Raw genomic sequence first — 23,892 nt, 5'->3', positions numbered from 1 at the left:
ATGACGGAGACTTCCACCCCCACACCCCTCCTTCGCGCGGGCACGGCCGGGCTCGCCCTCAGCGTCCTGGTCGCATCGCTGGGGACGAGCGCCGCGAATGTCGCGCTCCCCACGATCGCCGTCGAACTCGACGGCACCTTCGCGCAGGCGCAGTGGGTGGCCCTCGCCTACCTGCTCACGATGACGGCGACGAGCCTCACGGTGGGGCACCTGGGCGATCTGATCGGGCGCCGTCGGGTACTGCTGCTCGGCATGGGTGTCTTCACGATCGCGGCGGCACTGAGTGCGATCGCGCCGTCGCTGTGGATGCTGATCGCCGCCCGCGCACTGCAGGGCATCGGTGCCGCCGTCATGATGGCACTCCCCCTGGCGCGCGCCCGCGACCTGGTCCCGCCGGATCGTCTCGGCCGCGTCATGGGCCTGCTCGGCACCACGGCCGCGGTGGGGACCGCCTCCGGTCCGGTGCTCGGCGGGCTCCTGATCACGGTGGCCGGTTGGCCGGCGATCTTCGCCGCCATGGTGCCGCTCGGACTCCTCGCCGCAGCCCTGGCGGCGGTGACCGGAGCGGAAGCACGGCAGGCAGGCAGCCCCCGACGCGGCTTCGACCTTCCGGGCATGGTCCTGCTGACGGTGGCGGTCGCCCTCTACACGCTCGGCGTCACCGCACCGGGCGATCAGGCCTCGTGGCCGACGCTGCCCCTCCTCGGCGGAGCGGTCGTCGCCACCGGACTGTTCGTGATGCGCGAGCGTCGCGCGAAACACCCGTTGCTGCCGCCGACCCTGCTCAGGAACCGCCGCGTCTCGCTCGGCGCAGTCCTCAACCTCATCGTGGGCACCGTCATGATGAGCACCCTCGTGGTGGGCCCCTTCTTCCTCGCGGGCGCTCTGCACCTGCCGCCCGCGGCGATCGGCGCCGTCATGGCGGCCGGTCCGCTCGCATCGATCTGCACCGGCGTGCTGGCCGGACGCGCGGTCGACCGGTTCGGCACGCACCGGATGACATCGGTCGGACTCGGCGGCATGCTCCTCGGGGCGCTCGCGCTCGCCCTGCTCCCCGGGTGGTGGGGGCTGCCGGGATACATCACGGGCACCGTGCTGCTCGCTCCCGGTTACCAGCTGTTCCTCGCCGCCAACAACACCGGCGTTCTGAACTCGACCCCCGCCGACCGTCGCGGTGCGGCCTCGGGCCTCCTGGGACTCTCCCGCAATCTCGGTCTCGTCACCGGCGCCTCCGTGCTCGCCGCGCTTTTCGCGGCAGCATCCGGCTCCGGCGAGATCGCAGCCGCCTCCCCGGACGCGTTGACCTCTGCGTTGCGGACGACGTTCCTCGTGACGGCCGCGCTCCTGGCAGCCGGCGCCCTGCTGTCGCTCGCGCCGAACCGCGCACGATCGAGCGATTCCGCGACCGATGCTCCGGCGACGCGCGCTACGACTCGATGATCAGCTGCACGAGACGGCCGAGCTGCTCGCTGCCCGCCTGGCGCAGCTGCGCGTCGTCCTGGCCGGCCATCGCCCCGCGCACGGTCATGCCCTCCCAGAGGATCATGAGCATGCGTGCCGCGGTCTCGGCCGGCAGGCGCAGCTTCAGCGCACTCACCGAGACGATGTCGTCGATGATCTGCGCGATGCTCGCGACCATCTCGCTCTCCTGCGCGAGGTACGCCTCGCCGAACTTCGCGTCGCGCAGAGCCCGGATGCGGATCTCGCTCAGCAGCATCACGCCGAGGCGGTCATCGCCGCCGAGCTCCATGATCTGCTGCACGAGCTCGATCGGATCGCACCCTTCCACCAGGGCACCCTCCGCCGTCAGTTCCTCGACGCGGGTGCGCACTCCCCTCACGCGCACGTCGGAGACGCTCGCGGCGAGCATCAGGAACAGCTCGTCCTTGGATTCGAAGTTGGAGTAGAACGCACCGCGGGTGAATCCGGCTCGCTCGCACACGGCCTCGACAGAGGCGCCGTCGAGACCGACCTCGGCGAAGACCTGCGCGGCGGCCTCGAGCAGACGGGCACGCGTGTTCTCACGGCTGCGGGTTGCGGGTGTCGACATCGAAACCTCCTGACCCTTCACTCTCGCACGATTCACACCCGGCACACAGATTCCGACGTGCCGGTCAATTTACGATACATGTATGTATCGGATACACCTGTGTATCCAATCAGTACCCCTCGGAGGAACGCGTGTCCACACTCCTGTCCTCGCTCGGCCGCTGGTCCTTCCGGCACCCCTGGCGAGTCCTCGTGTCCTGGCTGCTCGCGCTCGGCATCGCCGGAGCCGGAGCACTCGTGCTGGGAGCGGGCACCGACAACACGTTCTCGATCCCCGGCACTGAATCGCAGGCCGGCCTCGAGCAGCTCTCGCGGTCGTTCCCGCAGGTGAGCGGCACGAACGCGCAGTTCATCGTCGTGGCAGCCGACGGCGACGAGATCACCGCCGACGACTACCGCGACCACATCGAGGATGCCGTCGACGAACTCGGCGACCTCGACGGCGTGCTCGCCGCCACCTCGCCCTACGACGAGATGGTCGAGGGCATGATCAACGACGACGACACCGCCGCCATCGTGCGCGTGCAGTTCGACGGCGAATCCACCGATGTCTCGGACGAGACGAAAGACGCGCTGCGCTCCGTCGTGAGCGACCTCGACGCCGAGCTCCCGGACGGCGCAGAGACCTCGCTGGGCGGCGACCTCTTCGCGATCTCGATCCCCGGTGTCACGCTCACTGAGGCGGTCGGCCTCCTGATCGCACTGCTCGTGTTGATCGTCACCTTCCGCTCCTTCGTCGTGGCCGGTCTGCCGCTGCTCACGGCCATCCTCGGTGTCGGCATCTCGATGGCGGGCATCTTCACCGCGACGGCCTTCGCGACCGTGTCGTCCACCACCCCGCTGCTCGCACTCATGCTCGGGCTCGCGGTCGGCATCGACTATGCGCTGTTCATCATGGCGCGACATCAGGATCAGGTCCGCGAGGGCGTCGATCCCGAAGAGTCCGCCTCGCGTGCCGTCGGAACGGCCGGATCCGCGGTCGTGTTCGCCGGCGTCACGGTGCTCATCGCACTGATCGGCCTCGGCTTCGCCGGCATCCCGTTCCTGACGACCATGGGCATCGCGGCCTCCGTCTCGGTCGCCGTCGCGGTCGCGATCGCGGTCACGCTGACCCCGGCATTCCTCGGCTTCATGAAGGGCAAGGTGGTGGGTCGCCCGAGGCGCGCGCCGAAGGCGAAGAAGAACGCAGACAGCGATGATGCGCCCGCCGCTCCGGTGCGCGCGAAGGGCAGCGCGCGGTGGGTGAACGGCGTCACCAAGCGCCCGATCCTCGTCTCGCTCGCCATCGTGATCGGCCTCGGCATCGTGGCCATCCCCGCGCTCAGCCTGAACCTCGCGCTCCCGAACGCCGGCGTGCTGCCGAAGGACTCGGAGGCGCGTCAGACGTACGACCTCGTGGCTGAGGAGTTCGGACCGGGGTTCAACGGACCGATGATCCTCACCGGCACGATCGTCACCTCGACCGACCCGCTCACCCTGATGGAAGACCTCGGGGATGCCGTCGCCGAGGTTCCCGGAGTCAAGGAGGTCGCGCTCGCGACCCCGAACGAGACCGCCGACACCGGGATCGTGCAGATCGTCCCGGAGACCGCTCCGGACGACCCGGCCACGGCAGACCTCGTGCGCGAGCTGCGGAGCCACCACGACGAGTGGCTCGATGAGTTCGGAATCGACCTCAAGGTCACCGGCTTCACCGCCGTCGGCATCGACATCTCCGACCAGCTGGGCAATGCGCTGCTGCCGTTCGGCATCTTCGTGATCGGGCTCTCGCTCATCCTGCTCACCATCGTCTTCCGCTCGCTGTGGGTGCCGATCACCGCGGCCGCCGGCTACCTGCTCTCGATCGTCGCCGCGTTCGGCGTGGTCGGCGCCGTGTTCGAGTGGGGCTGGTTCGCCGATCTGCTGCACGTCGCCAAGGTCGGTCCGATCATCAGCTTCATGCCGATCATCCTGATGGGCGTGCTGTTCGGGCTCGCGATGGACTATCAGGTGTTCCTCGTCTCGCGGATGCGCGAGGACTTCGTGCACGACCCCGACTCGAAGAGCCCCGATCGGGCGACGCGACGCGCTGCCGCGCTGCGCACCGTCCGCAGCGGCTTCACGGGCTCGGCCAAGGTCGTCACGGCCGCAGGACTCATCATGTTCGCGGTCTTCGTGGCGTTCGTCCCCGAGGGCGACTCGTCGCTGAAACCCATCGCCCTGGGCCTCGCGGCCGGCATCGCGATCGACGCCTTCCTGGTGCGGATGACACTGATCCCCGCCCTCATGGCGATCCTCGGCGAGCGCGCTTGGGAGCTGCCCGCGTGGCTGGAGAAGATCCTCCCGCGCGTCGACGTCGAGGGCGAGGCCGTGGAGCGCGAGCGCCACCTGGCCGAATGGCCGGGAGATGGCTCGATCGTCGCCGCGGATGATCTCGACATCAGCGCCGATGCGCCGATCGTCGAGAACCTCTCGCTGCGCATCCCGGAAGGCGGAGCACTCATCGCGACCGGTGGCGACGTGCGGGCACGACGGGCGCTGGCGCTCACGATCGCGGGCCGGGTGACACCTACCGACGGACGGCTCCGCGTCGCGGGCCATCTGCTGCCCGGACGCGGCGCCTGGGTGCGCGCACACGTCGGCTGCGTGCTGGTCGACGACGCCGACGCTGCCCTCGCGGACCTCGCCGAGGCACTGCGCGGAAAGTCGCAGATCGTCGTGATCGACGGGATCGATCGCCTGACCGGCGGCCAGCGCGACCAGGCGGCCGCGATGCTGCGCGATGCCGCGGCCTCCCGCACGCTCGCGGTGTTCGCCACCGCGTCCGATGCCGACGCGGCACAGACCACTCTCGCGGAGGCCGGTTGGCCCGACGCACAGACTCTCGACACGCGCGCTCCTCGCCGGAGCGCCGCAGAATCCACCGAGGTGACCGCATGACCCTCCCCATCGAGCGTGCGCGCTCCCGCAAGCCCATCACGTGGCTGACCATCCTCGGCGTGCTGCTGCTGCCGGCGGCGGTCGGCGGCATCCTGGTCGCGGCCCTGCAGAACCCGACCGAGCGTCTGGATTCGATGACCGCGGCCATCGTGAACCTCGACGAGCCGGTGACCATCGACGACCAGGTCACCCCGCTCGGACGCCAGCTGGCCGCAGGTCTCGTCGAGGGCTCGGACGACCTCGACTCCAACCTCACGTGGGTGATCTCGAACGAGGACGATGCGGCCGACGGTCTCGCCGACGGTTCGTACCAGGCGGTCATCACCATCCCCGAAGAGTTCTCCGCGGCGGCCACCTCGGCCGGTCAGGCGATCTCGGACGGCGGCGGTGAGGCCGAGCAGGCCACCATCACCGTGACCACTCCCGACGACGGCCTCGTCGCCGACGACCTCATCACCGGCCAGATCGCCGATGTCGCGGCCTCGACGATGGGCACCATGCTGTCCGAGGCGACGACCGAGAACATCCTGGTCGGCTTCACCACCATCGGCGACCAGATCGGCGAAGCCGCCGACGGGGCGCTGAAGCTCGCGAACGGTGCGCGGGACGCCGCGACCGGAGCGGCAGCCATCCCCGACGGTGCCACGAAGCTGGCCTCGGGCGCGGGCGAGCTCGGGACGGGTGCGTCGTCGCTCGCCACCGGCCTCGACACGATCGCCGGGAAGACGCGGGAGGCTGCGGCGGGTGCTGCGCAGATCGGTTCGGGGCTGACCGGCGGCGGCAACCAGCTGCAGCAGAGCGTCGGTCAGACCCAGCAGCTCGTCGGAGCGATTCAGGGGGCGTCGACATCGGCGAAGAGTGCAGCGAGCGGATCGGCCGCTCTCGCGCAGAAGCTGGGCGGGCTGGCGCAGACCGCCTGCACGCCGCCGGTCGCCGACCAGGATGAGTGCGACCTCCTGACCTCGCTCGCCACGGACGCGGGCGCGGTCGCGACCTCAGCTGGAACCGCCTCCGGTGTGCTCAACAGCCCGAAGGTCGCCGGCGGAATCGCCGCCCTCCCCGGCTCGCTCAGCACGATCGCCTCGAGCATGACCCAGGCGGGTGCGGGCGCCACCCAGCTCTCCGGCGGACTCACGCAGCTCGCCGACCAGGGCATCGCCGCATCCGCGACCGGAGCCCGCGGCATCGCGACCGGTGCGACCCAGCTGTCCACCGGTGCGACCGCACTGGCCGACGGCACGACCGAGCTGGCGACCGGGATCGACACCCTGGCGACCGGGACCGGCGACCTGGCGGGCGGGCTGCGCACCGCATCCGACTCGCTCCCCTCGTTCAGCGACAGCGACTCGAAGTCGCTCGCCTCGGTGATCGCCGACCCGGTGTCGTCGAACTCCTCGATGGACACGATCTTCGGTCCGACCGCCATCCCGCTGCTCGCCGCCGTCGTGCTGTGGTTCGGCGGACTCGCCACCTTCATCGTGATGCGCGCCCACACCGCCCGCACTCTCACGTCCCGGCGCTCATCCGCCGCGCTGACGCTGCGTGCGTTCGCACCCGCCGCCCTGATAGGCGCGGGACAGGGGCTGCTCGTGTCACTGATCGTGCAGATCGTGGCGAGTTACGACGCCGCCACCTGGTGGGCGTTCGCCGGAACAGCGGTGCTTGCCGGCGTGGCGTTCGCAGCCGTGAACCAGGCCCTCGTGGCCCTGTTCGGTGGCGTCGGGCGCTGGATCTCCGCCCTCGTCGGTGTGCTCGCCGTCGCGACAGGTCTCATCTCGACCGTGCCAGGGTGGCTCTCCAGCATCGGCGCAGCGCTCCCCACCGCTCCGGCGTTCGCCGGCTTGATCGCGGGAAGCGGCTCGGCCGTCGCTGCCCTGGTGGTGTGGGGCGTGCTGTCTCTGGTCGCGACCACGCTCGCGGTCACCCTCCGTCGGACGACCTCGGCCAAGGCGGTCCTCGCCACCGCCTGACCCGCCCCCTCCCCCTGGACCCCTGCCAAAACGGAGACCATCCGCTCCCGGCCCGGCGCGTCGAAGTATGACGCGGCGCGCCGTGCGTGTTTCGGTCTCCGTTTCCGCACAGGAGACGCGCGACCCTAGGCTCTCGGCATGCGCCGACCGTTCATGGACACCACCGAGCAACTCACGAGCCTGGAGGGCCAGCAGTACCTCGTGCTCCGGCCCACCGCGGGCGTCGACGAGGTCTACCGCGAAGTCCAGGATGCTGCGCTCGCGCGCCTCGGCATCCCGACACGGCATCCGCACACCGGGCACGTCACGCTCCGAGGGTTCTACGAACCTGAGCGGCGCGCGGAGCTGGCCGAGCTGATCCGCTCATGGGCAGCACGGCAGTCTCCGATCGAGGTCATCGCCGAGGCCGTCGACGAGTTCCCCGTGCCCTGGCAGATCCTGATCGTCCGCCTGGAACGCACCGACTCCCTCGTCTCGGCCTACTCGACCCTCACCACCGCCCTGGATGCCACGGACTTCCGCCGTCTCGGCGAGCTCCCGCTCGAGGACTGGACGTTCCACCTGTCCGTGCTCTACGGCAAGACCCTCGATGCCGCCGAGTGGGGCGCTCTCGCGCAGGCCGAGTCCCGCGTGCTCCGGCCCGCACCGGCCGAGGTCATCACCGAGGCCGAACTGGTCTGGTACCAGGACGGCATCGAGCACGCCGAGGTCCTGCCACTCGGCGGCTGACCGGCCGCCGGACCGGCGAACCCCTCGGCGACCCCGTCCCCGGCCGTGCAGTCAGGCCTCAGGATGCCGGCGCGAAGGTGCGCGCCGTCTCCAGCAGCAGCCGCGCCCCGAACCCGGTGGCTCCGGCGGTGCGCCAAGAGTCGTCCTTCTCGGTCTGCATCGTGCCGGCGATGTCGAGGTGCGCCCAGGGAGTGCCGCCGACGAAGTGCTCCAGGAACAGCGCCGCCGTCGTCGCCCCCGCGAACGGACCGCCGAGGTTCGCGATGTCGGCAATCTCGGAGTCGAGCTGTTTGCGGTACTTCTGCTCCAGCGGCAGCTGCCACACCGACTCGTCGACGGCCTCGGAGGCCGCGCGCACCAGGTCGACCGTCGCCTGGTCATTGCCGAAGACCGGCGCGGTCGCGGCGCCGAGCGACACCAGCGCGGCTCCGGTGAGCGTCGCGATGTCGACGATGGCATCCACCTCGTCTTCGTTCGCGAGCACGAGCGCATCGCTCATCACGAGGCGCCCCTCGGCGTCGGTGTTCTTCACCTCGATCGTGGTGCCGCCGCGCGCAGTCAGCACATCGCCGAGCTTGTACGCGGTGCCCGAGGGCATGTTGTCGGTGCACATCAGCCAGCCCGAGACCTTGGCCGTGACCCCGGCGTCGCGCAGTCCGACGAAGGCACCGAGCACGGCGGCTGCGCCGCCCATGTCCATCTTCATGAGCAGGTGCATCGGGTCGCTGGGCTTGAGGCTGATGCCGCCCGAGTCGTACATGATGCCTTTGCCGACGAGGCCGAGATGTCCCGTGCCGCCGCCGCCGGGGGTGTAGACCAGCTTGATCATGCGCGGCTCCTCCACCGAGCCCTGGTTCACGCCGAGCAGCCCGCCGCAGCCGAGATCGATGAGCGCCTGCTTGTCGAAGAGCTCGACCTCGAACCCGAAGCGCGCGCCGAGCTCGACGGCGATCTCGCCCATGTTGACCGCCGTCAGATGTCCGGGAGGGGTGTTCGCCAGGTCGCGGGCGACGACAGCGGCACGCACGGCGGTGAGGGCAGCGGCGACGGGCTCGGTCGTCCCTCCGGGGACGTCGATCGTGAACGCCGCGAGCGGGACGTGCTTCGACGACCCGTTCAGCACCGTGTAGCGGTAGCGGGCGAGCAGCGCCCCTTCGGCGAGCGCGCGCACGGCAGCTGCGGCATCCACTCCCGCGAGGTCGTCGATCCGCAGGCCCAGCGTCTCCCGCCGCGAGGCGGCCCTGGCGAGAGTCGCGGCGGCGTCGCGCAGGCCGCCCGCCCCGGCATCGGCCTTCGCCCCGAGACCGACGGCGACGAGGTCGGGTTCTCCCGCGCGCGGAAGCACCATCGTGGTACCCGGCTTCGCCGTGAAGCCGGCGTTCTCGAGTGCGTCGCGATCGAACCCGAGGTCTGCGGGCACCTCACCGTCGGAGTACACCCCGATCCCGATCGCCCCGACATCGGCGGCGACCTCACCCACCCGGATCCGGACCGCATCGACGGCGTCCAGTCCCGGTGTGGTCTTCAGATCGGCGGGGATCAGCTTGTTCGGCCTGCGGTCCATGAGTCTGCTCCTTGTTCTGCGATGCGGCGTCGAGATCCGTCCCTGCACCCTGCGGGACGGGAGACGGGTCAGCCGACCATGTCGACCGGTGAGCCCGGGCCCCAGGGGATGCCGAGGAGGAACCAGACCACGTACAGGGCGGTCCACGACAGCAGCATCCACACCGCGTACGGGATCATCAGCGCGATGATCGTGCCGATGCCGGCCTCCTTCTTGTAGCGCTGTGCGACCGTGACCATGAACGGCAGGTAGACCATGAGCGGGGTCAGCACGTTCACCGGCGAGTCACCGACGCGGTAGGCGGCGAGCAGCGTCTGCGGTGCCACATCGAGCGACGCGAAGATCGGGATGAAGACCGGGGCGAAGATCACCCACTTCGGCACCAGGCCGGGAAGGATGAAGTCGAGGATCACGATCACGACGATGAACGCGAGCAGCAGCACGATCGCAGGCACGTTCGCCTGCTCCAGCAGTTCGGCGGCCGAGATGGCGGCGACGGTGGGGAGGTTGCTCCAGTTGAACAGCGCGATGAACTGGGCGATCATCAGGAACATCACGAGCAGGCCGCCCAGGCTCCCGAACGTCTTCGCGATCGCACCGACCGCGGCCGAGCCACCGCGCAGCGTCTTCGCCCCCGCCCCGTACGCGAGGCCGCACACGAGGAACGCGAGCGAGATGATGAAGACCAGGCTGGCCATGAACGGCGTGGTGCCGATGATGTCGCCCGTCTCCGGGTCGCGCAGCGGTGCGCCCGGCGGCAGGGTGAGCACGAGGATCACGGCGACGAAGCCCAGCAGCGCCCAGAACGAGAACTTCAGCCCACGGGCCTCGGCGTCGTGGTCGACGTTCTCGGCCTCGTCCGCGATCGTCATCTCTTTGCGATCGTATTTTCCGAGCCGTTTCTCGGTGACGAGGACGGTCACGAGCAGCGCCACCGTCGTGAGCAGGAACGTCGACACGATCCCGAAGTAGAAGTTCTGCGTCACCTCGATCGGCTGCATCCCGGCACTGGTGAGCACCTCGTTCGTGATCTCGGTGAGCATGCTGTCGCTCGGTGTGATGAGGAGGTTCGCGCCGAACGCCGCCCCGACGCCGGCGAACGCACCGGCGAGACCCGCGAGCGGATGCCGCCCCACGGTGAAGAACGCGGCGGCAGCCAAGGGAACCAGGATCAGGTAGCCGGCATCCGTCGCCACCGAGGAGAGCACACCGACGAAGATCAGGATGAACGCGAGCCAGCGACGCGGCGCGACCTTGACCACGCGGCGGATCATCGCCCCCATGAGTCCGGCGTGCTCGGCCACGCCGACACCGGCCATCGCGATGAGCACCACCGCGACGACGCCGAAGCCGGCGAAGTTGTCGACGAAGGACGAGAAGAAGAAGCGGATGCCGTCGATGGACAGCAGGTTGCGCACCTCGAAGGTCTGCTCCTCGATCGTGTAGTCGGGAACTTCCGCGGGCATGCCGGTCGTGGTGTCGTAGATCTCCCAGTTGCCGCCGAACTGCTCGTTGACCTGGGAGAACTCGTCCTTCGGGACCGGGATCACGACGTCGTCCGTGACCGACACCCCCACCCAGGACAGGATGGCGGAGAGCACCGCGATCAGACCGATCAGGTAGACGAACATGATCGTCGGGTCCGGCACCTTGTTGCCGACCTTCTCGATCCAGTTCAGGAACCCCCTGCTCTCGGCATCCGAGGCACTCACCGACTTCTCCGCAGCCATAGCCCCCATGATCGTGTCGAGCGAGAAGCTCCTGCAAGCACACCCCCTAGAACTAGGGGGGTCGCCGTGATCCGGGGCGCGCCCTATCGTGGGGCCGTGGACCCGATCGTCGCGACCCTCGTCATCCTGCTGTGCGCGGTGATCGCCTTCGTCTCCAACCGCATCCCCCTCGGTGTCGTCGCCGTCGGTGTCTCGGTCGCTCTCTATCTGACCGGCGTGCTCGACCTGGGTTCGGCTCTCGCCGGATTCGGCGACCCGACGGTGCTCTTCATCGCCTCCCTGTTCGTCGTCAGCGAGGCGCTGGAATCGACCGGCATCATCGCGTGGGCCGGGCAGAAGGTGGTCGCCCACTCCGGCACCGGCCGTCGGCGGCTGCTGCTCACGATCGGGCTGCTGACCGCCGCGATGACGGCGGTGATCAGCGTGAACGGCTCGGTCGCCTCGCTCCTGCCGCTCGTCGTCGTGGTCGCCGCCCGCGCGGGGATCCGCCCCTCGCAGATGCTGATGCCGCTCGCCTTCTCAGCCCACGCGGGGTCTATGCTGACCCTCACCGGCACGCCGGTGAACATCATCGTGTCCGAGGTCGCCACCGACAACGGCGCCCGACCGTTCGGCTTCTTCGAGTTCGCGCTCGCAGGGCTCCCGTTGCTCGTCGGCACGCTCGCGATCATCCTGCTCCTGGGCAACCGGCTGCTGCCGGAGCGCACTCCGGCATCCGCACCGATAGACCTCGAGCGCCTCGCGTCCCTGCTGCGCACCGACTATGCGCTCTCCCCGGACCGGGCGCTGGTGTCGGCCTCGCGCGGAGTCGCCGAGGTCGTCGTGCCGCCGCGCTCCAGCCTGATCGGCCTGCACGTGTTCCCCGGCATGTGCACACCGTCGGGCGACCTCGTCGTGCTCGGTGTGCGGCGCGGGCAGGAGGCGCTGGACGAGTCCGGCACCGACCTGCAGGCCGGCGATGCCCTGCTCCTCGACGGCTCCTGGGACGACCTCCAACGGCACACGTCCCAGCGCGACGAGGTCCTGGTGGTCGACGCGCCACTCACCCTCCGCCGCTCCGTGCCGCTCGGTGCGGGGGCCAAGCGGACGGCGGTGATCCTGCTCGCGATGATCGTGCTCCTCGCGACAGGGATCGTGCCGGCCGCGATCGCGGGGCTGCTCGCCGCGGGAGCGCTGATCCTCACCCGTGTCGTCTCGATGACCCAGGCCTACCGCGCGATCTCCTGGACGACGGTCATCCTCGTGGCGGGAATGATCCCGCTCTCCACGGCATTCCAGGAGACCGGTGCCGCGCAGCTCATCGCCGACGGGCTGCGCTCGTTCCTCGGTGACGCGGGTCCGCACGCGGCCGTGGCGGTGATCGTGCTGATCACGCTGGTGCTCGGGCAGCTCATCAGCAACACCGCGACCGTGCTCATCGTGGCTCCGGTGGCCGTCGCTCTGGCGGCCGCGATGGATGCGTCGGTGCTGCCGTTCCTGATGGCTCTCACGATCGCCGGGGCGGCGTCGTTCCTCACCCCCGTCGCGACGCCGGCGAACCTCATGGTGATGGAGCCCGGCGGCTACCGCTTCGGCGACTATGCGCGCTTCGGCTGGCCACTGACGGTCCTGTTCTTCGTCGTCGCGGTGTTCTACGTACCGCTGATCTGGCCGTTCACGGGCTGAGCGAGTCCGGCCTCCCTCACCGGTTCTGCAGGACCAGCCCGTCTTCCACGGCCCGCCGGAACAGGTCGACCTTGGTCGGTGCGGCGCGATCGACCGCCGCGTACTTCGCCCGGATGCGACGGATGTGATCGAGCACGGTCTCACGGGACAGGAACAGTGCCTGCGCCACCCTCTCGGCCGTCTCTCCCGAAGCGTAGAGGGACAGCACCTCGGATTCCCGGCGGCTGAGATGCGCAGCGACGAACTGGTGATCCGCGTCGAGGGCGGCCGCCCACTCGGTCGTGGCGAGGATGTGGCCCTGCGCCGCCCGTCGCACCGAGGAGGTGATCACCTCGAGGGAGTCGGACTTGTTGATCATGCCCACGGCACCCGCTCGCGCCGCTTCGCGGAGATGATGCGGCTGATCGCCTGCGGTGTAGGCGACGACGCTCGCGCCGAGGGGTTCGAGGGTGCGCAGATTCTCAGACGGAGTGGAACCGTCGGATAGCGAGAGATCGAGCAGGATCACGTCGAGCCGCCGAGCGCGGCTCGCAACCTCAGCAGCCGTCGCACCGCTGGCCGCTACCCGGATGCCCCCGCTGCGATTGAGGATCGTGGCGATGCCGAACAGCATCGCAGGGTGATCTTCGACGATTCCGACGAGTACGGGCATGTGGGCTCCTGCCTCGGGCGCGCTCCCCTGCGATGAGCATACAACCGCGTATCCGCGGTTTCGGCGGCATGTTTGCGCACGTGTCGGACGCACGAGACCCGTCCGCGCGGATGGTGCCGCGGACGGGTCTCGGGTGTGCGAGTGGTCGAGACTCAGCTCAGGCCGGAGTAGGCGTGCAGGCCCTTGAAGAACACGTTCACGATCGTGAAGTTGAAGATCACGGCCGAGAAGCCGACGATAGCGAGCCACGCCGAGGGGTTGCCTCGCCAGCCGCGGGTCGCACGTGCGTGGATGTACCCCGCGTAGATGACCCAGATCACGAACGTCCAGGTCTCCTTGACGTCGAAGCCCCAGAAGCGGCTCCAGGCGTAGTAGGCCCAGATGGATCCCGCGATCAGCGTGAACGTCCAGAGGATGAACCCGATGATCGTGAACATGTACGCCAGGCTCTCCAGGCGCACCGCATTCGGGAAGGTGCGGAGGAAGCCCGGGCCGGTCTTCGCCGCTCCTTCTGCGACGAGACGCTCCCGACGCGATTGCATGAGCTGGATCACCGAGAGCGCGAAAGCGAGGGCGAAGAACGCCGTGGCGAGCGAGGCGACGAACACGTGGATGACGAGCCACACGCTCTTGAGCGGGTCCATGAGCGGCGAGACGTCGACATAGAAGTTCGTCGCTCCGAGGCCGAGCAGCACCACGACGAGCCCGGTGATGAAAGTGCCGAGGAAGCGCAGGTCGAGGCGCGTGAGGACTACGAGGAAGACCGCCACGATGAGCAGCGTGCCCATCATCGCGAACTCGTAGAGGTTCGCCCAGGGCACGCGACCGGCGGCGATGCCACGGGTGACCGCCGCCGCGAGGTGGAAGACGAATCCGAGCACCGTCAGCGAGGTGCCGATCCGCGCCATCACGAAGCGCTGCGGCGGGGCTGCGGCATCGGATGCACCCGACGACGCGGTGACGCTTCCGCCGCCGGCTCCGACGAGCGCCGGCTCGCGGACGGTCTGTGCGTCGGCCGTCGCCTGCGAGCGCCGTGCGAGATCGAAGGCGTAGGCCACGAAGGCCGCCGCGTAGATCGCGATCGCCGTCCACAGCAGGACCGGCGAGATCACGTTGAGCTCGAGCATGGTGTCAGTCTACTTTCCGGGTGTCGGGAGCCGGGGTGTCCGGCGCTGCGGGATCCTCCGCGATGTCGTCGTCGGCGGCATCCGTCTCGGCGCGCACGACGGTGCCGCCCGCCGCGTCGAGGAGTCGGGCGTGACCGGCGACGAGATCGTCTACGGCGGCCGCGAGGGTCGGGTCCTCACCGCGAGCGAGCGCGGCGTATTCCAGCGCGATCTCCCCGTCGTGCGCGGTGGCCTTGACCCACACGCGCCGACGCGGCACGAACAGGGCGATCATGAGCCCGCCGAGCGCCAGCAGCGCGAAGCCGAGCACCCACACACCCGACTCGTCACGGTGGATCTGCAGCGACGCGAATCTCTTCACCGATTCGGAGGAATCCGTCGCCCCGGCCGGAGACTCGTCCTCGAAGGTGACCGAGCCGAGGCCGTTCGGCAGCTGGGCCGTCTGTCCGGGGACGAGCTCGATCGATTCGACGTCGGTGCTGCGACCGGTGAGCTTGGTCATGCCGGTGGTGTCGAGCACGTACACAGAGCGCGGCACGCCCTCGTTGATGCCGAGGTCGCCGGTGTACACATCGAGCGTGAGGGTCGGGTTGGTGAGGTCGCCGTAGGCGGAGAAGAAGGCCCCGCTCTCGAGCACACCCGTCGTCGGGTAGAAGAACCCGACCAGGCCGACCTGCTCGGCCAGGCCGTCCGGGATCTTCAGCACACCGAGCGAGGTCATGTTGGTGTCCTGCGGGAGGAACGGCGTGCTGTTGGTGAAGACCACATTGCCGCCCGGGTCGCGCACGGTCACGGTCGGCGCGTAGCCGTTGCCCAGCAGGAACACGTCGTCGTCGGCCACCCCGAGCGGCTCGTTGACTTTGACTGATCCCGTGCGCTCCTCGCCGTTCTCCTGCACTGTGACGTTGGCCGAGAAGTCGCCCGCCTGTCCCGAGCCCGGCTCGCCGAAGGGCTGATAGGTCACGTCGAACGAGTCGAGCCGCATCGAGTACGGCGAGAAGGCGTCGTCGGCGACGAAACGGCCGCGGTTCATCGAGTCGTAGTCGAGCAGGGTGTTCGCAAAGGTCTCGCCTTCGACCAGCACGCGCTGGCCCGTGTAGGAGAAGCCGCCGCCGACACCGACAGTGACCAGCACCCCGACGAGCGCGAGGTGGAAGAGCAGGTTGCCGGTCTCGCGCCAGTATCCGCGCTCGGCGGAGACCGAGAACGTGCGGCCGCGGTCGTAGCGCTCCACGCGGTAGCCGAGAGCCTTGAGCTGCTGGGTGGCGACGTCGATCGACGCGGCGGCTTCTGCCTCGGCGTCGCCCGTCTTCGTTCCCGAGTCGGCAGCGGGATCGCGCGTGACGGCACGGTAGTCCTCGAGCCGCTGCAATCGCGCGGGAGTGCGCGGGGGACGGGCGCGCAGCGCCTTGGCGTGGTGCTTGATGCGCGGGATCACGCAGCCGACGAGCGAGGCGAACAGCAGCAGGTAGATCGCCGAGAACCACGGCGACAGGTACACGTCGAACATCTTGAGTCCGTCGAGCACCGGGAAGAGATCCGGGTTGTCGCGTTCCCACTGCGTGACGCCGTTCGGGTCGGCCATGCGCTGCGGGAAGATCGAGCCGGGGATCGCCGCGATCGCGAGCACGAGCAGCAGCACCAGCGCCGTGCGCATCGACGTCAGCTGCCGCCAGCCCCAGCGCAGCCAGCCGACGAAGCCGAGACGCGGCTGGGTGATCGAGTCGTCGCCGTCGACGTGGTCGGACGGGCGGAGCGGATCGCTGGAGTCGCTGTTCACGGCACCCTTGTTCTTCGTGGTGGTCTTCTCGGGGCGGGTGTTCTTCTGGGAACGGCCGGAACCGTCAGAGCGGGAGGATGACACTGCCCATCACCGCCGTCAGTCGAGACATGATGTCGGTCCACAGGCCGGTGACCATCAGGATGCCGAGCAGGATCAGCAGCACCCCTCCGATGACGTTGACCACGCGGATGTGGCGGCGGAGGAAGCCGATCGCCTTCGTCGCCCAGCCGAAACCGAGTGCGACGAGCAGGAACGGGATGCCGAGCCCGAGCGAGTAGGCGAGGCCGAGGAAACCCGCGCGCACCGGATCGCCGGCGTTGAACGACAGCGCGAAGATCGCCGTGAGCGTCGGGCCCAGGCACGGCGCCCAGCCGATGCCGAGCGCGATGCCCAGCAGCGGAGCGCCGATGATGCCGGCCTTCGAGTCCACGTGGAAGCGCAGCTCGCGCTGCGCGAAGCCGAACAGGCCGAGGAAGACCAGGCCCATGGCGATGATCACGACACCGAGGATGCGCGTGATGATCTCGCCCCACTGCAGCAGGAAGACGCTCGCCACGCCCCCGAGGGCGGTGATGGAGACGAAGACCAGACTGAAGCCGAAGATGAACAGCAGCACGCCGAGGACGAGCCGGCCGCGTGTCGCGGTCTCAGCCGTCTGCGTCGTGGCGCGCCCTTCGCCGTCGGCGGCGACGGCCGGACGGGGGGCCACGGCCCCCCCGAGGAAGCCGAGGTAGCCGGGCACGAGCGGCAGCACGCACGGAGACAGGAACGAGACGAGTCCCGCCAGCATCGCGACCGGGATCGCGATCCACAGGGCCCCGGAGCCGATGATCGCTTCGGGGTTCACAACGCTACCGGGGTGTTCACGAGTCCTCCGCGAGCGCGTCCTTGACGAGCGTCGAGAGGATCGAGGGGCCGTCGATGGGGCCGATGATGCGCGCGGCGACACGGCCCTGCTTGTCGAGCACGAGCGTGGTCGGGGTGGCAGCGATCGGCGTGACCTTCGCGAACGCGAGCTTGGCCTCGGCGGTGTCGACGTCGATCAGACTGGGGTACGTGATGTCGTACTCGTCGGCGAACGCGACGGCGGTGTCGGCCTGGTCGCGGGTGTTGATGCCGACGAACGAGACGTCTTCGTCGGAGAAGTCCTGCCACACGGCTTCCAGGTCGGCGGCTTCGAGGCGACACGGCGCGCACCCGGCGTACCAGAAGTTGACGACCGTGACGTTGCCGGCGATGTCCGCACTGTCGAACTTCTCGCCGGTCTCGGTGACGCCACCGAACTTCACGGGTTCGTCGCGCTCGGCGACGGGGATCTCGACGATCGCGCCGTCGGCCGCGACGTAGCCGGTGTTCTCGCCACTCAGGAAGGATTGGCTGACCGGATCGGGAGCGCAGGCGCTCAGACCGATGGCGAGCACCGCAGCGAGCGCGGCACCGACCGCACGGCGTGAACGCCGGGTGCGGGAGGAGCGGCCGCTGCGGATCTGACGGACCGTCGAATCGCGTGGCACGACTCCGAGTTTACGCAGAGGATCCTATGCACGAGGTGGATGCGGAAGGGCCTGAGACCCCGGTCAGAACCGCGCCAGGACGTCGTCGACGCCGGCCCGGAACCGCGGACAGGTCGCGATGTCATGAGCCCGGCATCCCATCGCATGTTCGGTCATCTCGCGTGACCGGCGCATCTCCTCCATGCGCCGATCGAGGTCGTCCAGATGCTGCTGCAGCACCTGGTGGCGACCTGCACTTCCGTCGTCAAGCAGCACGGCGATCTGGTCGAGCGTCATCCCGGCGGCCTTGCTGCGCTGGATCACGGCGATGCGCACGACCTCGTCCTCTCCGTAGCGGCGGCGACCGGCAGAGTCACGCGGCGGCCGCAGCAGACCCACCGACTCCCAGTGCCGCAGCACGTTCGTGGGCAGCTCGAAACGGGCAGCGACATCGCCGACGGACCACGGATGCTCAGCGCTTGACTTCATGTTGACATGAAGTCACAGACTGGCGAAGAACGCAACATCCACCGGAAGGACCACCATGTACGACGCCATCGTGATCGGCGCAGGACCGGCAGGACTGCAGGCCGCTCTGACCCTCGGACGCATGCACCGCTCGACGCTGCTCCTCGATTCGGGCGAGTACCGCAACGGCACCGTCCTGCACATGCACAACATGATCGGTGAAGACGGCGCACCCCCGGCGGAGCTCCGCGCCACCGCCCGCGCCGAGCTCGCCGCCTACGCCGACGTGGAGGTGCGCGACGCCGGCGCGACCGGCATCTCCGGAAGCGAGGGGGCCTTCCAGGTCGCCCTGGCCGACGGCTCGACGGTCGACGGACGACGCGTGATCCTCGCCACGGGCGTCGCGGACGATCTGCCCGACGTCCCCGGATTGCAGGATCTGTGGGGCACGCGCGCATTCATGTGCCCGTTCTGCGATGGACATGAGCACGCGGGCAGGGCCATCGGCATCCTCGGTGCTGCCCCTCGCGCCGAGCACCTCATCGGGCTTCTCGGTCGCTTCGTCGGCGACATCACCGTCTTCCCCGTCGGCGAGGCATTCTCCGACGAAGACGTGCGCACGCTGGTGGCGAAGGGCGTGCGGGTGAGCAGCACCCCGGTCGTCTCGTTAGAGAAGGACACCGAGGGCGTGCGGATCCGCACGGACGACGGCGAGCGCGTGGTGGCCGGCATCTTCGTGGCCGCGGGATCGATGCGTCAGCGGGCGCCGTTCGCCGCGGACCTCGGGCTGGCGATGCTCGAGTCCGGCTCGATCGAGATCGACGAGTTCGGCCGCACCTCGATCCCGGGCGTCTTCGCCGCCGGCGACCTCGCCCACCGCGCGAGCCTCCCCGGCCCGATGGCGTCGGTGCTGCTCGCGGCCGCCGCCGGTCAGCTCGCCGCGGTCGGCATCATCCAGTCACTCGCCTGAGCGGGACGTTTCGTCTCGTCGCTGCGCTCCTCGCTCAACGACCGATTCGGTCGTTGAGCGAGCGCAGCGAGACGAAATGCCCACGCGAACGAAAGTCAGACCGCGCCGACGTCGACAGCGGAGCCCGTCGCGGCGGGCTCCGCGTAGGCCACCTCGCGCCACACATCACCGACCCGCTCGAACGAGGTGACGCTCGACAGCGCGCAGCGACGGGTGCGCGGGTCGTGCCGCAACGGCAGACCCGCGACCCGGAGGTGCGTGATCCAGATCGGCGCCTGGTGCGAGACCATCACGAGGTCCCCCTCCGGCGCCGCATCCCAGGCCTCGTCCATCACGCTGAGCATCCGCTCCGCGATGGAGGTGTACGGCTCGCCCCAGCTCGGCACCGAAGGCTGGCGCAGGTGCCACCAGTTCATCGGGTTCATCAGGGAGCGACGCATCTGCGTGCCCTCGAACACGTTGGCCGGCTCGATCAGGCGGATGTCCGTCTCGGGCCCGAGGTCGAACCGCTCGGCGAACGGCTCCGCCGACTCCTGCGCCCGCTCGAGAGGCGAGGCGTACAGCGCGACGACGGGGCGATCGAGCGACGCCAGGTGGTCGGCCGCGGCCGCCGCCATCCCCCGGCCTGCCTTGCTCAGGTGATAGTCGGGAAGCCGCCCGTAGAGCACGCGAGCAGGGTTGTGCACCTCACCGTGTCGGACGAGGTGCAGACGAGACGCCGTCATGTCACGCCTTGCGGTAGCGGGAGTCGCCGAAGCCGAGGATGAAGTATCCGATGAACGAGAACACGAAGAGCAGGAAGAACGAGAAGACCCCGCCCTTGCCGAAGCGCGCGCCGACCTTGACGGCGACGACGATCGCGAGCACCACGTTCGCGATCGGCACCAGATAGAGCAGCACCCACCAGCCCGACATGCCGGCGATGCGCAGCAGGAAGATCGCGTTGACGATCGGGATGAGGGCGAGGATGCCGGGGTATCCGGCCTTGGTGAACACCTTCCACCAGGCGACGGCGAGGAGGATGTAGAAGATCAGCGCCACCACGCCGGAGGTTCCGGAGAAGATCTGACTGACGAAGTCGGGGACGACCGGGACGTCGGCCGCGGGGACGAGGGTGAGATTCATGGGGCACCTTCCGTTCACAGCCACCCTACTGATCGTCGGCCCACCCCGCCGGGAGGAGCCGCGCACCCCCGTAGAATGGCCGGGTTCCCCATTTCCCAGATCAGAAGGAATACTCCGTGCTTCGCACCCACTCGGCAGGCTCTCTGCGAGCCGAGCACATCGGTCAGACCGTCACCCTCTCGGGTTGGGTCGACCGCCGTCGTGACCACGGAGGAGTCGCTTTCATCGATCTGCGGGATGCCTCGGGCATCGCCCAGGTCGTCATCCGCGACGAGGAGATCGCCCACCCGCTGCGCAACGAGTTCGTCCTGAAGGTGACCGGCGAAGTGTCGCGGCGCCCCGAGGGCAACGCGAACCCGAACCTGCCGACCGGCGAGATCGAGCTCATCGCGACCGACGTCGAGGTCCTGAACGAGTCGGCCCCCCTCCCCTTCCAGGTCTCCACGGCCGTCGCCGACACCGAGACCGTCGGCGAGGAGGCACGCCTCAAGTACCGCTACCTCGACCTGCGTCGTCCCGCCCAGGCAGCGAACCTGCGCCTGCGCTCGGACGTCTACAAGGCGATCCGCGACGTGCTGCACGCCGAGGACTTCACCGAGGTCGAGACGCCGACTCTCACGCGCTCGACCCCGGAGGGCGCCCGCGACTTCCTGGTGCCGGCACGTCTGAGCCCGGGCAGCTGGTACGCCCTGCCGCAGTCGCCGCAGCTGTTCAAGCAGCTGCTGATGGTCGGCGGCGTCGAGAAGTACTTCCAGATCGCGCGCTGCTACCGCGACGAGGACTTCCGCGCCGACCGCCAGCCCGAGTTCACGCAGCTCGACATCGAGATGAGCTTCGTCGACCAGGAAGACGTCATCACGCTGATGGAGTCGCTCATCGTCGCGATGTGGAAGACGATCGGCGTCGAGGTCGCGACCCCGCTCCCGCGCATCACGTACGCCGACGCCATGGCCAAGTACGGCTCCGACAAGCCCGACCTGCGCTTCGGCCTCGAGCTCGTCGAGGCGACCGAGTACTTCCAGGACACCCCGTTCCGCGTGTTCCAGGCGGAGTACGTCGGTGCGGTCCGCATGCCCGGTGGTGCGAGCCAGCCGCGCAAGCAGCTCGACGCCTGGCAGGACTGGGCGAAGCAGCGCGGTGCGCGTGGTCTCGCGTACGTCCTGTTCAACGAGGACGGTTCGCTCGGCGGCCCGGCCGCGAAGAACCTGTCCGAGGCGGAGCAGGCCGGACTCGCCGCCTTCGTGGGCGCTGAGCCGGGCGACTGCGTGTTCTTCGCCGCCGGTTCCACCAAGGAGAGCCGCGCGCTGCTCGGCGCCGCCCGCGTCGAGATCGGTCGCCGCCTCGGCTACCTGAACCCGGACGAGTTCGCGTTCACCTGGGTCGTCGACGCTCCGATGTTCGAGCCGGCCGCCGACGCCGTCGCCTCGGGCGACGTGGCCGTGGGCGCGGGCGCCTGGACCGCCGTGCACCACGCGTTCACCGGTCCGAAGCCCGAGTTCCAGGACACGTTCGACACCGACCCCGGCTCGGCCCTCGCCTACGCGTACGACATCGTGTGCAACGGCTCCGAGCTCGGCGGCGGCTCGATCCGCATCCACCGCGAAGACGTGCAGAAGCGCGTGTTCGAGGTCATGGGCATCAGCGATGAGCAGGCCGACGAGCAGTTCGGCTTCCTGCTCGACGCGTTCAAGTTCGGCGCTCCGCCGCACGGCGGGATCGCGCTCGGCATGGACCGCGTGCTGCAGCACCTGTCCAAGACCGAGTCGATCCGCGAGGTCATCGCGTTCCCGAAGTCCGGCAACGGTTTCGACCCGCTGACCTCCGCTCCCGCGCCCATCACCGACGCGCAGCGCGCCGAGGCCGGCGTCGACTTCGAGCCGGAGGACGACGAGGCCTGACGACCGTTTCGTCTCGCTCCGCTCGCTCAACGACCGGGTTCCTCCCAGGGGCCTCGGTCGTTGAACGAGGAGCGCAACGCCCAGCCAATGCCAACCTCGGTCGTTGAGCGAGGAGCGCAGCGACGAGACGAAACGCCGTTCAGCCGAGGAGCGCGAACGCGGGGACGATGTTCTCGTTCCACACGTCGACGCCGAGCTTCGCGATCAGGCCGACCACGACCACGAGGAAGACGACGCGGATGAAGGTCGTCCCCCGCGAGATCGCCATCCGCGACCCCAGGTAGCTGCCCGCGACGTTCGCCACCGCGAGGATGCCGCCCAGCAGCCACAGCACCGCCCCGTGCGGGATGAACAGCATCAGCGCGCCCGCGTTCGTCGCGAGGTTCACGATCTTCGCCTTGGCGCTCGCCTGCAGGAAGTCGTAGCCGAGCAGGGCGACGAGCGTGATGACGAGGAAGGTGCCGGTGCCGGGGCCGATCATCCCGTCGTAGAAGCCGATGCCGAGCCCGGCGGCACCCGCCATGATGTGGTGTTTGTGCCCGTGGTACCGCAGCTTCGTCGCCGCGCCCATCTGTGGTCGGAACGCGGTGAACAGGGCGACGACCAGCAGAGCGATGACGATGATGGGCTTGAACGCGGCGGGCGGCAGTACCGTCGCGACGGCCGCGCCCCCGAACGAGCCGAGGAACGCGATCGCCGCCATCGGCAGCGCCGTGCGGATGTCGGGTTTGGCGCGGCGGTAGTAGGTGACGCTGCTGGTCGCGGTGCCGAAGACGGAGGCGAGCTTGTTGGTCGCCAGCGCCTGCACGGGCGAGATGCCGGGGATCAGCAGCAGCGCCGGCAGCTGCAGCAGGCCTCCCCCGCCGACGACCGCATCGATCCAGCCGGCGCAGAACGCGGCGATGACGACGAGGAGGAGCATTCCCCAGGTGAGCTGCTCCAGTCCGAGCACTGCGCCGATATCCACTCGGCCATGATTCCAGAGAGTCGGCCGCACGCCGGCATCCGCTCCGCCCGCTGGCAGACTGGTCGCATGCTCGAGGCCCTCCCACTGCCCCACTCCTTCGAATCGCGCATCGGGACGGCCGTGCTCCGCCGCGCGGTGGTCGACGACGCGGATGCCGTGATCGCGTTGCTCGCGGACGACCCGATCAGCGCGGCGCGGGGCGATGTGGCATCCGACGAGGATCGCCCTGTCTACGCTCAGGCACTCACCGAGATCCTGGCCGAGCCCTCGAACGATCTGCTCGTCGTCGAGCTCGACGGTGCGGTCGTCGGCACGCTGCAGCTCACCTCGATCCCCGGGATGTCCCGCCGTGGTGCACGGCGGCTGCTGGTCGAGGCGGTACGAGTGCACAGCGGGCTGCGGTCGTCGGGCATCGGATCCGCGGTGATGCGCTGGGTGGGTGAGGCGGCGGCCCCCGCTGTCGGAGCGTCGATGGTGCAGCTCACCTCGGATGCCGCCCGCACCGACGCCCACCGCTTCTACGAACGCCTGGGCTACGTGGGCTCGCACCGCGGATTCAAGTACAACGTCCCGCAGGCCTGACCCGCGCTTCCCTCGGCCGATCGCAGCGTCCTCGGCCTGATTCTCGGATTCGGGCCGAGCGAAGCGCGGAAGGCCGAGCGAACCGCGCCCCGCACCCGTCCCGCCACCACCGCGACACGCGCCGTTCACCCGACCCGGGACGGTCGGCAACCTGCGCCTCATAGTGTCCTCTCGCAACCCGAAACCGGCGCACCCCCGCCG

General features: G+C 69.3%; 20 protein-coding genes. 8 read left to right on the top strand and 12 right to left on the bottom strand.

Annotated elements, in window-relative coordinates:
* Complete coding sequence (locus OC372_RS13105) at positions 1-1,440, top strand: MFS transporter (protein ID WP_146114836.1); 1,440 nt, start codon at positions 1-3, stop codon at positions 1,438-1,440.
* On the opposite strand, the gene OC372_RS13100 is transcribed toward OC372_RS13105, so the two are convergent.
* Positions 1,427-2,050, bottom strand: coding sequence for a TetR/AcrR family transcriptional regulator (locus OC372_RS13100; RefSeq protein WP_029263884.1), 624 nt, complete (start codon positions 2,048-2,050; stop codon positions 1,427-1,429). The two genes, OC372_RS13105 and OC372_RS13100, sit on opposite strands and share 14 nt — an antisense overlap.
* A gap of 131 nt (positions 2,051-2,181) precedes the next feature.
* On the opposite strand from OC372_RS13100, the gene OC372_RS13095 reads away from it, so the two are divergent.
* The 3 genes from OC372_RS13095 (at position 2,182) to OC372_RS13085 (ending at position 7,667) form a co-directional block, all read left to right on the top strand.
* The gene (locus OC372_RS13095; RefSeq protein ID WP_262002320.1) at positions 2,182-4,968 is read left to right on the top strand and encodes an MMPL family transporter; all 2,787 of its coding nucleotides are present in this window, start codon (positions 2,182-2,184) and stop codon (positions 4,966-4,968) included.
* Complete coding sequence (locus OC372_RS13090; protein WP_105711162.1) at positions 4,965-6,938, top strand: YhgE/Pip family protein; 1,974 nt, start codon at positions 4,965-4,967, stop codon at positions 6,936-6,938. Before OC372_RS13095 ends, OC372_RS13090 begins: the two co-directional genes overlap by 4 nt.
* A 138-nt stretch (positions 6,939-7,076) precedes the next feature.
* Entirely contained in the window at positions 7,077-7,667 is a 591-nt protein-coding gene (locus OC372_RS13085) for a 2'-5' RNA ligase family protein (RefSeq protein ID WP_258134188.1), read from the top strand.
* Positions 7,668-7,725: 58 nt separating this feature from the next.
* On the opposite strand, the gene OC372_RS13080 is transcribed toward OC372_RS13085, so the two are convergent.
* Positions 7,726-9,231 carry a leucyl aminopeptidase family protein gene (locus OC372_RS13080; protein WP_105711161.1) on the bottom strand — a complete coding sequence of 502 codons (1,506 nt, stop codon included), beginning with the start codon at positions 9,229-9,231 and terminating at the stop codon, positions 7,726-7,728.
* 68 nt (positions 9,232-9,299) lie between these two features.
* Positions 9,300-10,961 carry an AbgT family transporter gene (locus OC372_RS13075; RefSeq protein WP_262002319.1) on the bottom strand — a complete coding sequence of 554 codons (1,662 nt, stop codon included), beginning with the start codon at positions 10,959-10,961 and terminating at the stop codon, positions 9,300-9,302.
* 96 nt (positions 10,962-11,057) lie between these two features.
* On the opposite strand from OC372_RS13075, the gene OC372_RS13070 reads away from it, so the two are divergent.
* The gene (locus OC372_RS13070; RefSeq protein WP_262002318.1) at positions 11,058-12,626 is read left to right on the top strand and encodes an SLC13 family permease; all 1,569 of its coding nucleotides are present in this window, start codon (positions 11,058-11,060) and stop codon (positions 12,624-12,626) included.
* A gap of 16 nt (positions 12,627-12,642) precedes the next feature.
* Here the strand turns inward: OC372_RS13070 and OC372_RS13065 are convergent, their stop codons facing one another.
* The 6 genes from OC372_RS13065 to OC372_RS13040 all read right to left on the bottom strand — a co-directional run bounded on the left by OC372_RS13065 (position 12,643) and on the right by OC372_RS13040 (position 18,170).
* Positions 12,643-13,278, bottom strand: coding sequence for a response regulator transcription factor (locus OC372_RS13065; protein WP_029263878.1), 636 nt, complete (start codon positions 13,276-13,278; stop codon positions 12,643-12,645).
* Between the two features lie 152 nt (positions 13,279-13,430).
* Positions 13,431-14,405, bottom strand: coding sequence for a c-type cytochrome biogenesis protein CcsB (gene ccsB / locus OC372_RS13060; RefSeq protein WP_262002317.1), 975 nt, complete (start codon positions 14,403-14,405; stop codon positions 13,431-13,433).
* Positions 14,406-14,409: 4 nt separating this feature from the next.
* Positions 14,410-16,269 (bottom strand): cytochrome c biogenesis protein ResB, encoded by a 1,860-nt coding sequence (locus OC372_RS13055; protein ID WP_262002316.1) that lies wholly within the window; start codon positions 16,267-16,269, stop codon positions 14,410-14,412.
* A complete protein-coding gene (locus OC372_RS13050; RefSeq protein WP_105711155.1) occupies positions 16,250-17,035 on the bottom strand; it encodes a cytochrome c biogenesis CcdA family protein in 786 nt (261 codons plus the stop codon). Before OC372_RS13050 ends, OC372_RS13055 begins: the two co-directional genes overlap by 20 nt.
* 16 nt (positions 17,036-17,051) lie before the next feature.
* Positions 17,052-17,702: a TlpA family protein disulfide reductase gene (locus OC372_RS13045; RefSeq protein ID WP_262002315.1), complete on the bottom strand. Its 651-nt coding sequence runs from the start codon at positions 17,700-17,702 to the stop codon at positions 17,052-17,054.
* Positions 17,703-17,765: 63 nt separating this feature from the next.
* Positions 17,766-18,170: a MerR family transcriptional regulator gene (locus tag OC372_RS13040; RefSeq protein WP_029263873.1), complete on the bottom strand. Its 405-nt coding sequence runs from the start codon at positions 18,168-18,170 to the stop codon at positions 17,766-17,768.
* 55 nt (positions 18,171-18,225) lie between these two features.
* Between OC372_RS13040 and OC372_RS13035 the strand changes: the two genes are divergently transcribed.
* On the top strand, positions 18,226-19,119 hold the full coding sequence (locus tag OC372_RS13035; protein ID WP_262002314.1) for an NAD(P)/FAD-dependent oxidoreductase: 894 nt from the start codon (positions 18,226-18,228) through the stop codon (positions 19,117-19,119).
* A gap of 95 nt (positions 19,120-19,214) precedes the next feature.
* Here OC372_RS13035 and OC372_RS13030 read toward each other — a convergent pair whose 3' ends face one another.
* A complete protein-coding gene (locus tag OC372_RS13030) occupies positions 19,215-19,844 on the bottom strand; it encodes a histidine phosphatase family protein (RefSeq protein WP_262002313.1) in 630 nt (209 codons plus the stop codon).
* A 1-nt stretch (position 19,845) separates the two neighbouring features.
* A complete protein-coding gene (locus OC372_RS13025) occupies positions 19,846-20,244 on the bottom strand; it encodes a DUF5684 domain-containing protein (protein WP_029263870.1) in 399 nt (132 codons plus the stop codon).
* A 116-nt stretch (positions 20,245-20,360) separates the two neighbouring features.
* On the opposite strand from OC372_RS13025, the gene aspS reads away from it, so the two are divergent.
* Positions 20,361-22,142 (top strand): aspartate--tRNA ligase, encoded by a 1,782-nt coding sequence (aspS, locus tag OC372_RS13020; RefSeq protein ID WP_029263869.1) that lies wholly within the window; start codon positions 20,361-20,363, stop codon positions 22,140-22,142.
* Between the two features lie 139 nt (positions 22,143-22,281).
* On the opposite strand, the gene OC372_RS13015 is transcribed toward aspS, so the two are convergent.
* Positions 22,282-23,109 (bottom strand): sulfite exporter TauE/SafE family protein, encoded by an 828-nt coding sequence (locus OC372_RS13015; protein ID WP_262002312.1) that lies wholly within the window; start codon positions 23,107-23,109, stop codon positions 22,282-22,284.
* 66 nt (positions 23,110-23,175) lie between these two features.
* Between OC372_RS13015 and OC372_RS13010 the strand changes: the two genes are divergently transcribed.
* Positions 23,176-23,691, top strand: a complete 516-nt coding sequence (locus tag OC372_RS13010; RefSeq protein ID WP_262002311.1) for a GNAT family N-acetyltransferase — start codon at positions 23,176-23,178, stop codon at positions 23,689-23,691.
* Positions 23,692-23,892 lie beyond the last annotated feature (201 nt).

It is taken from the genome of Microbacterium sp. Mcb102 (assembly GCF_024519805.1).
Classification (GTDB): domain Bacteria; phylum Actinomycetota; class Actinomycetes; order Actinomycetales; family Microbacteriaceae; genus Microbacterium.
This window is presented reverse-complemented; position numbering and strand designations above follow the sequence as displayed.

What these genes read in the sequence shown, in the direction of transcription:
- OC372_RS13105 (WP_146114836.1), top strand. Translation starts at nt 1, where the DNA reads ATGACGGAGACTTCCACCCCCACACCCCTCCTTCGCGCGGGCACGGCC.
- OC372_RS13025 (WP_029263870.1), bottom strand. Translation starts at nt 20,244, where the DNA reads ATGAATCTCACCCTCGTCCCCGCGGCCGACGTCCCGGTCGTCCCCGAC.
- OC372_RS13030 (WP_262002313.1), bottom strand. Translation starts at nt 19,844, where the DNA reads ATGACGGCGTCTCGTCTGCACCTCGTCCGACACGGTGAGGTGCACAAC.
- OC372_RS13010 (WP_262002311.1), top strand. Translation starts at nt 23,176, where the DNA reads ATGCTCGAGGCCCTCCCACTGCCCCACTCCTTCGAATCGCGCATCGGG.
- OC372_RS13085 (WP_258134188.1), top strand. Translation starts at nt 7,077, where the DNA reads ATGCGCCGACCGTTCATGGACACCACCGAGCAACTCACGAGCCTGGAG.
- OC372_RS13040 (WP_029263873.1), bottom strand. Translation starts at nt 18,170, where the DNA reads ATGAAGTCAAGCGCTGAGCATCCGTGGTCCGTCGGCGATGTCGCTGCC.
- OC372_RS13100 (WP_029263884.1), bottom strand. Translation starts at nt 2,050, where the DNA reads ATGTCGACACCCGCAACCCGCAGCCGTGAGAACACGCGTGCCCGTCTG.
- OC372_RS13080 (WP_105711161.1), bottom strand. Translation starts at nt 9,231, where the DNA reads ATGGACCGCAGGCCGAACAAGCTGATCCCCGCCGATCTGAAGACCACA.
- OC372_RS13090 (WP_105711162.1), top strand. Translation starts at nt 4,965, where the DNA reads ATGACCCTCCCCATCGAGCGTGCGCGCTCCCGCAAGCCCATCACGTGG.
- OC372_RS13065 (WP_029263878.1), bottom strand. Translation starts at nt 13,278, where the DNA reads ATGCCCGTACTCGTCGGAATCGTCGAAGATCACCCTGCGATGCTGTTC.
- ccsB (WP_262002317.1), bottom strand. Translation starts at nt 14,405, where the DNA reads ATGCTCGAGCTCAACGTGATCTCGCCGGTCCTGCTGTGGACGGCGATC.
- OC372_RS13075 (WP_262002319.1), bottom strand. Translation starts at nt 10,961, where the DNA reads ATGGCTGCGGAGAAGTCGGTGAGTGCCTCGGATGCCGAGAGCAGGGGG.
- OC372_RS13035 (WP_262002314.1), top strand. Translation starts at nt 18,226, where the DNA reads ATGTACGACGCCATCGTGATCGGCGCAGGACCGGCAGGACTGCAGGCC.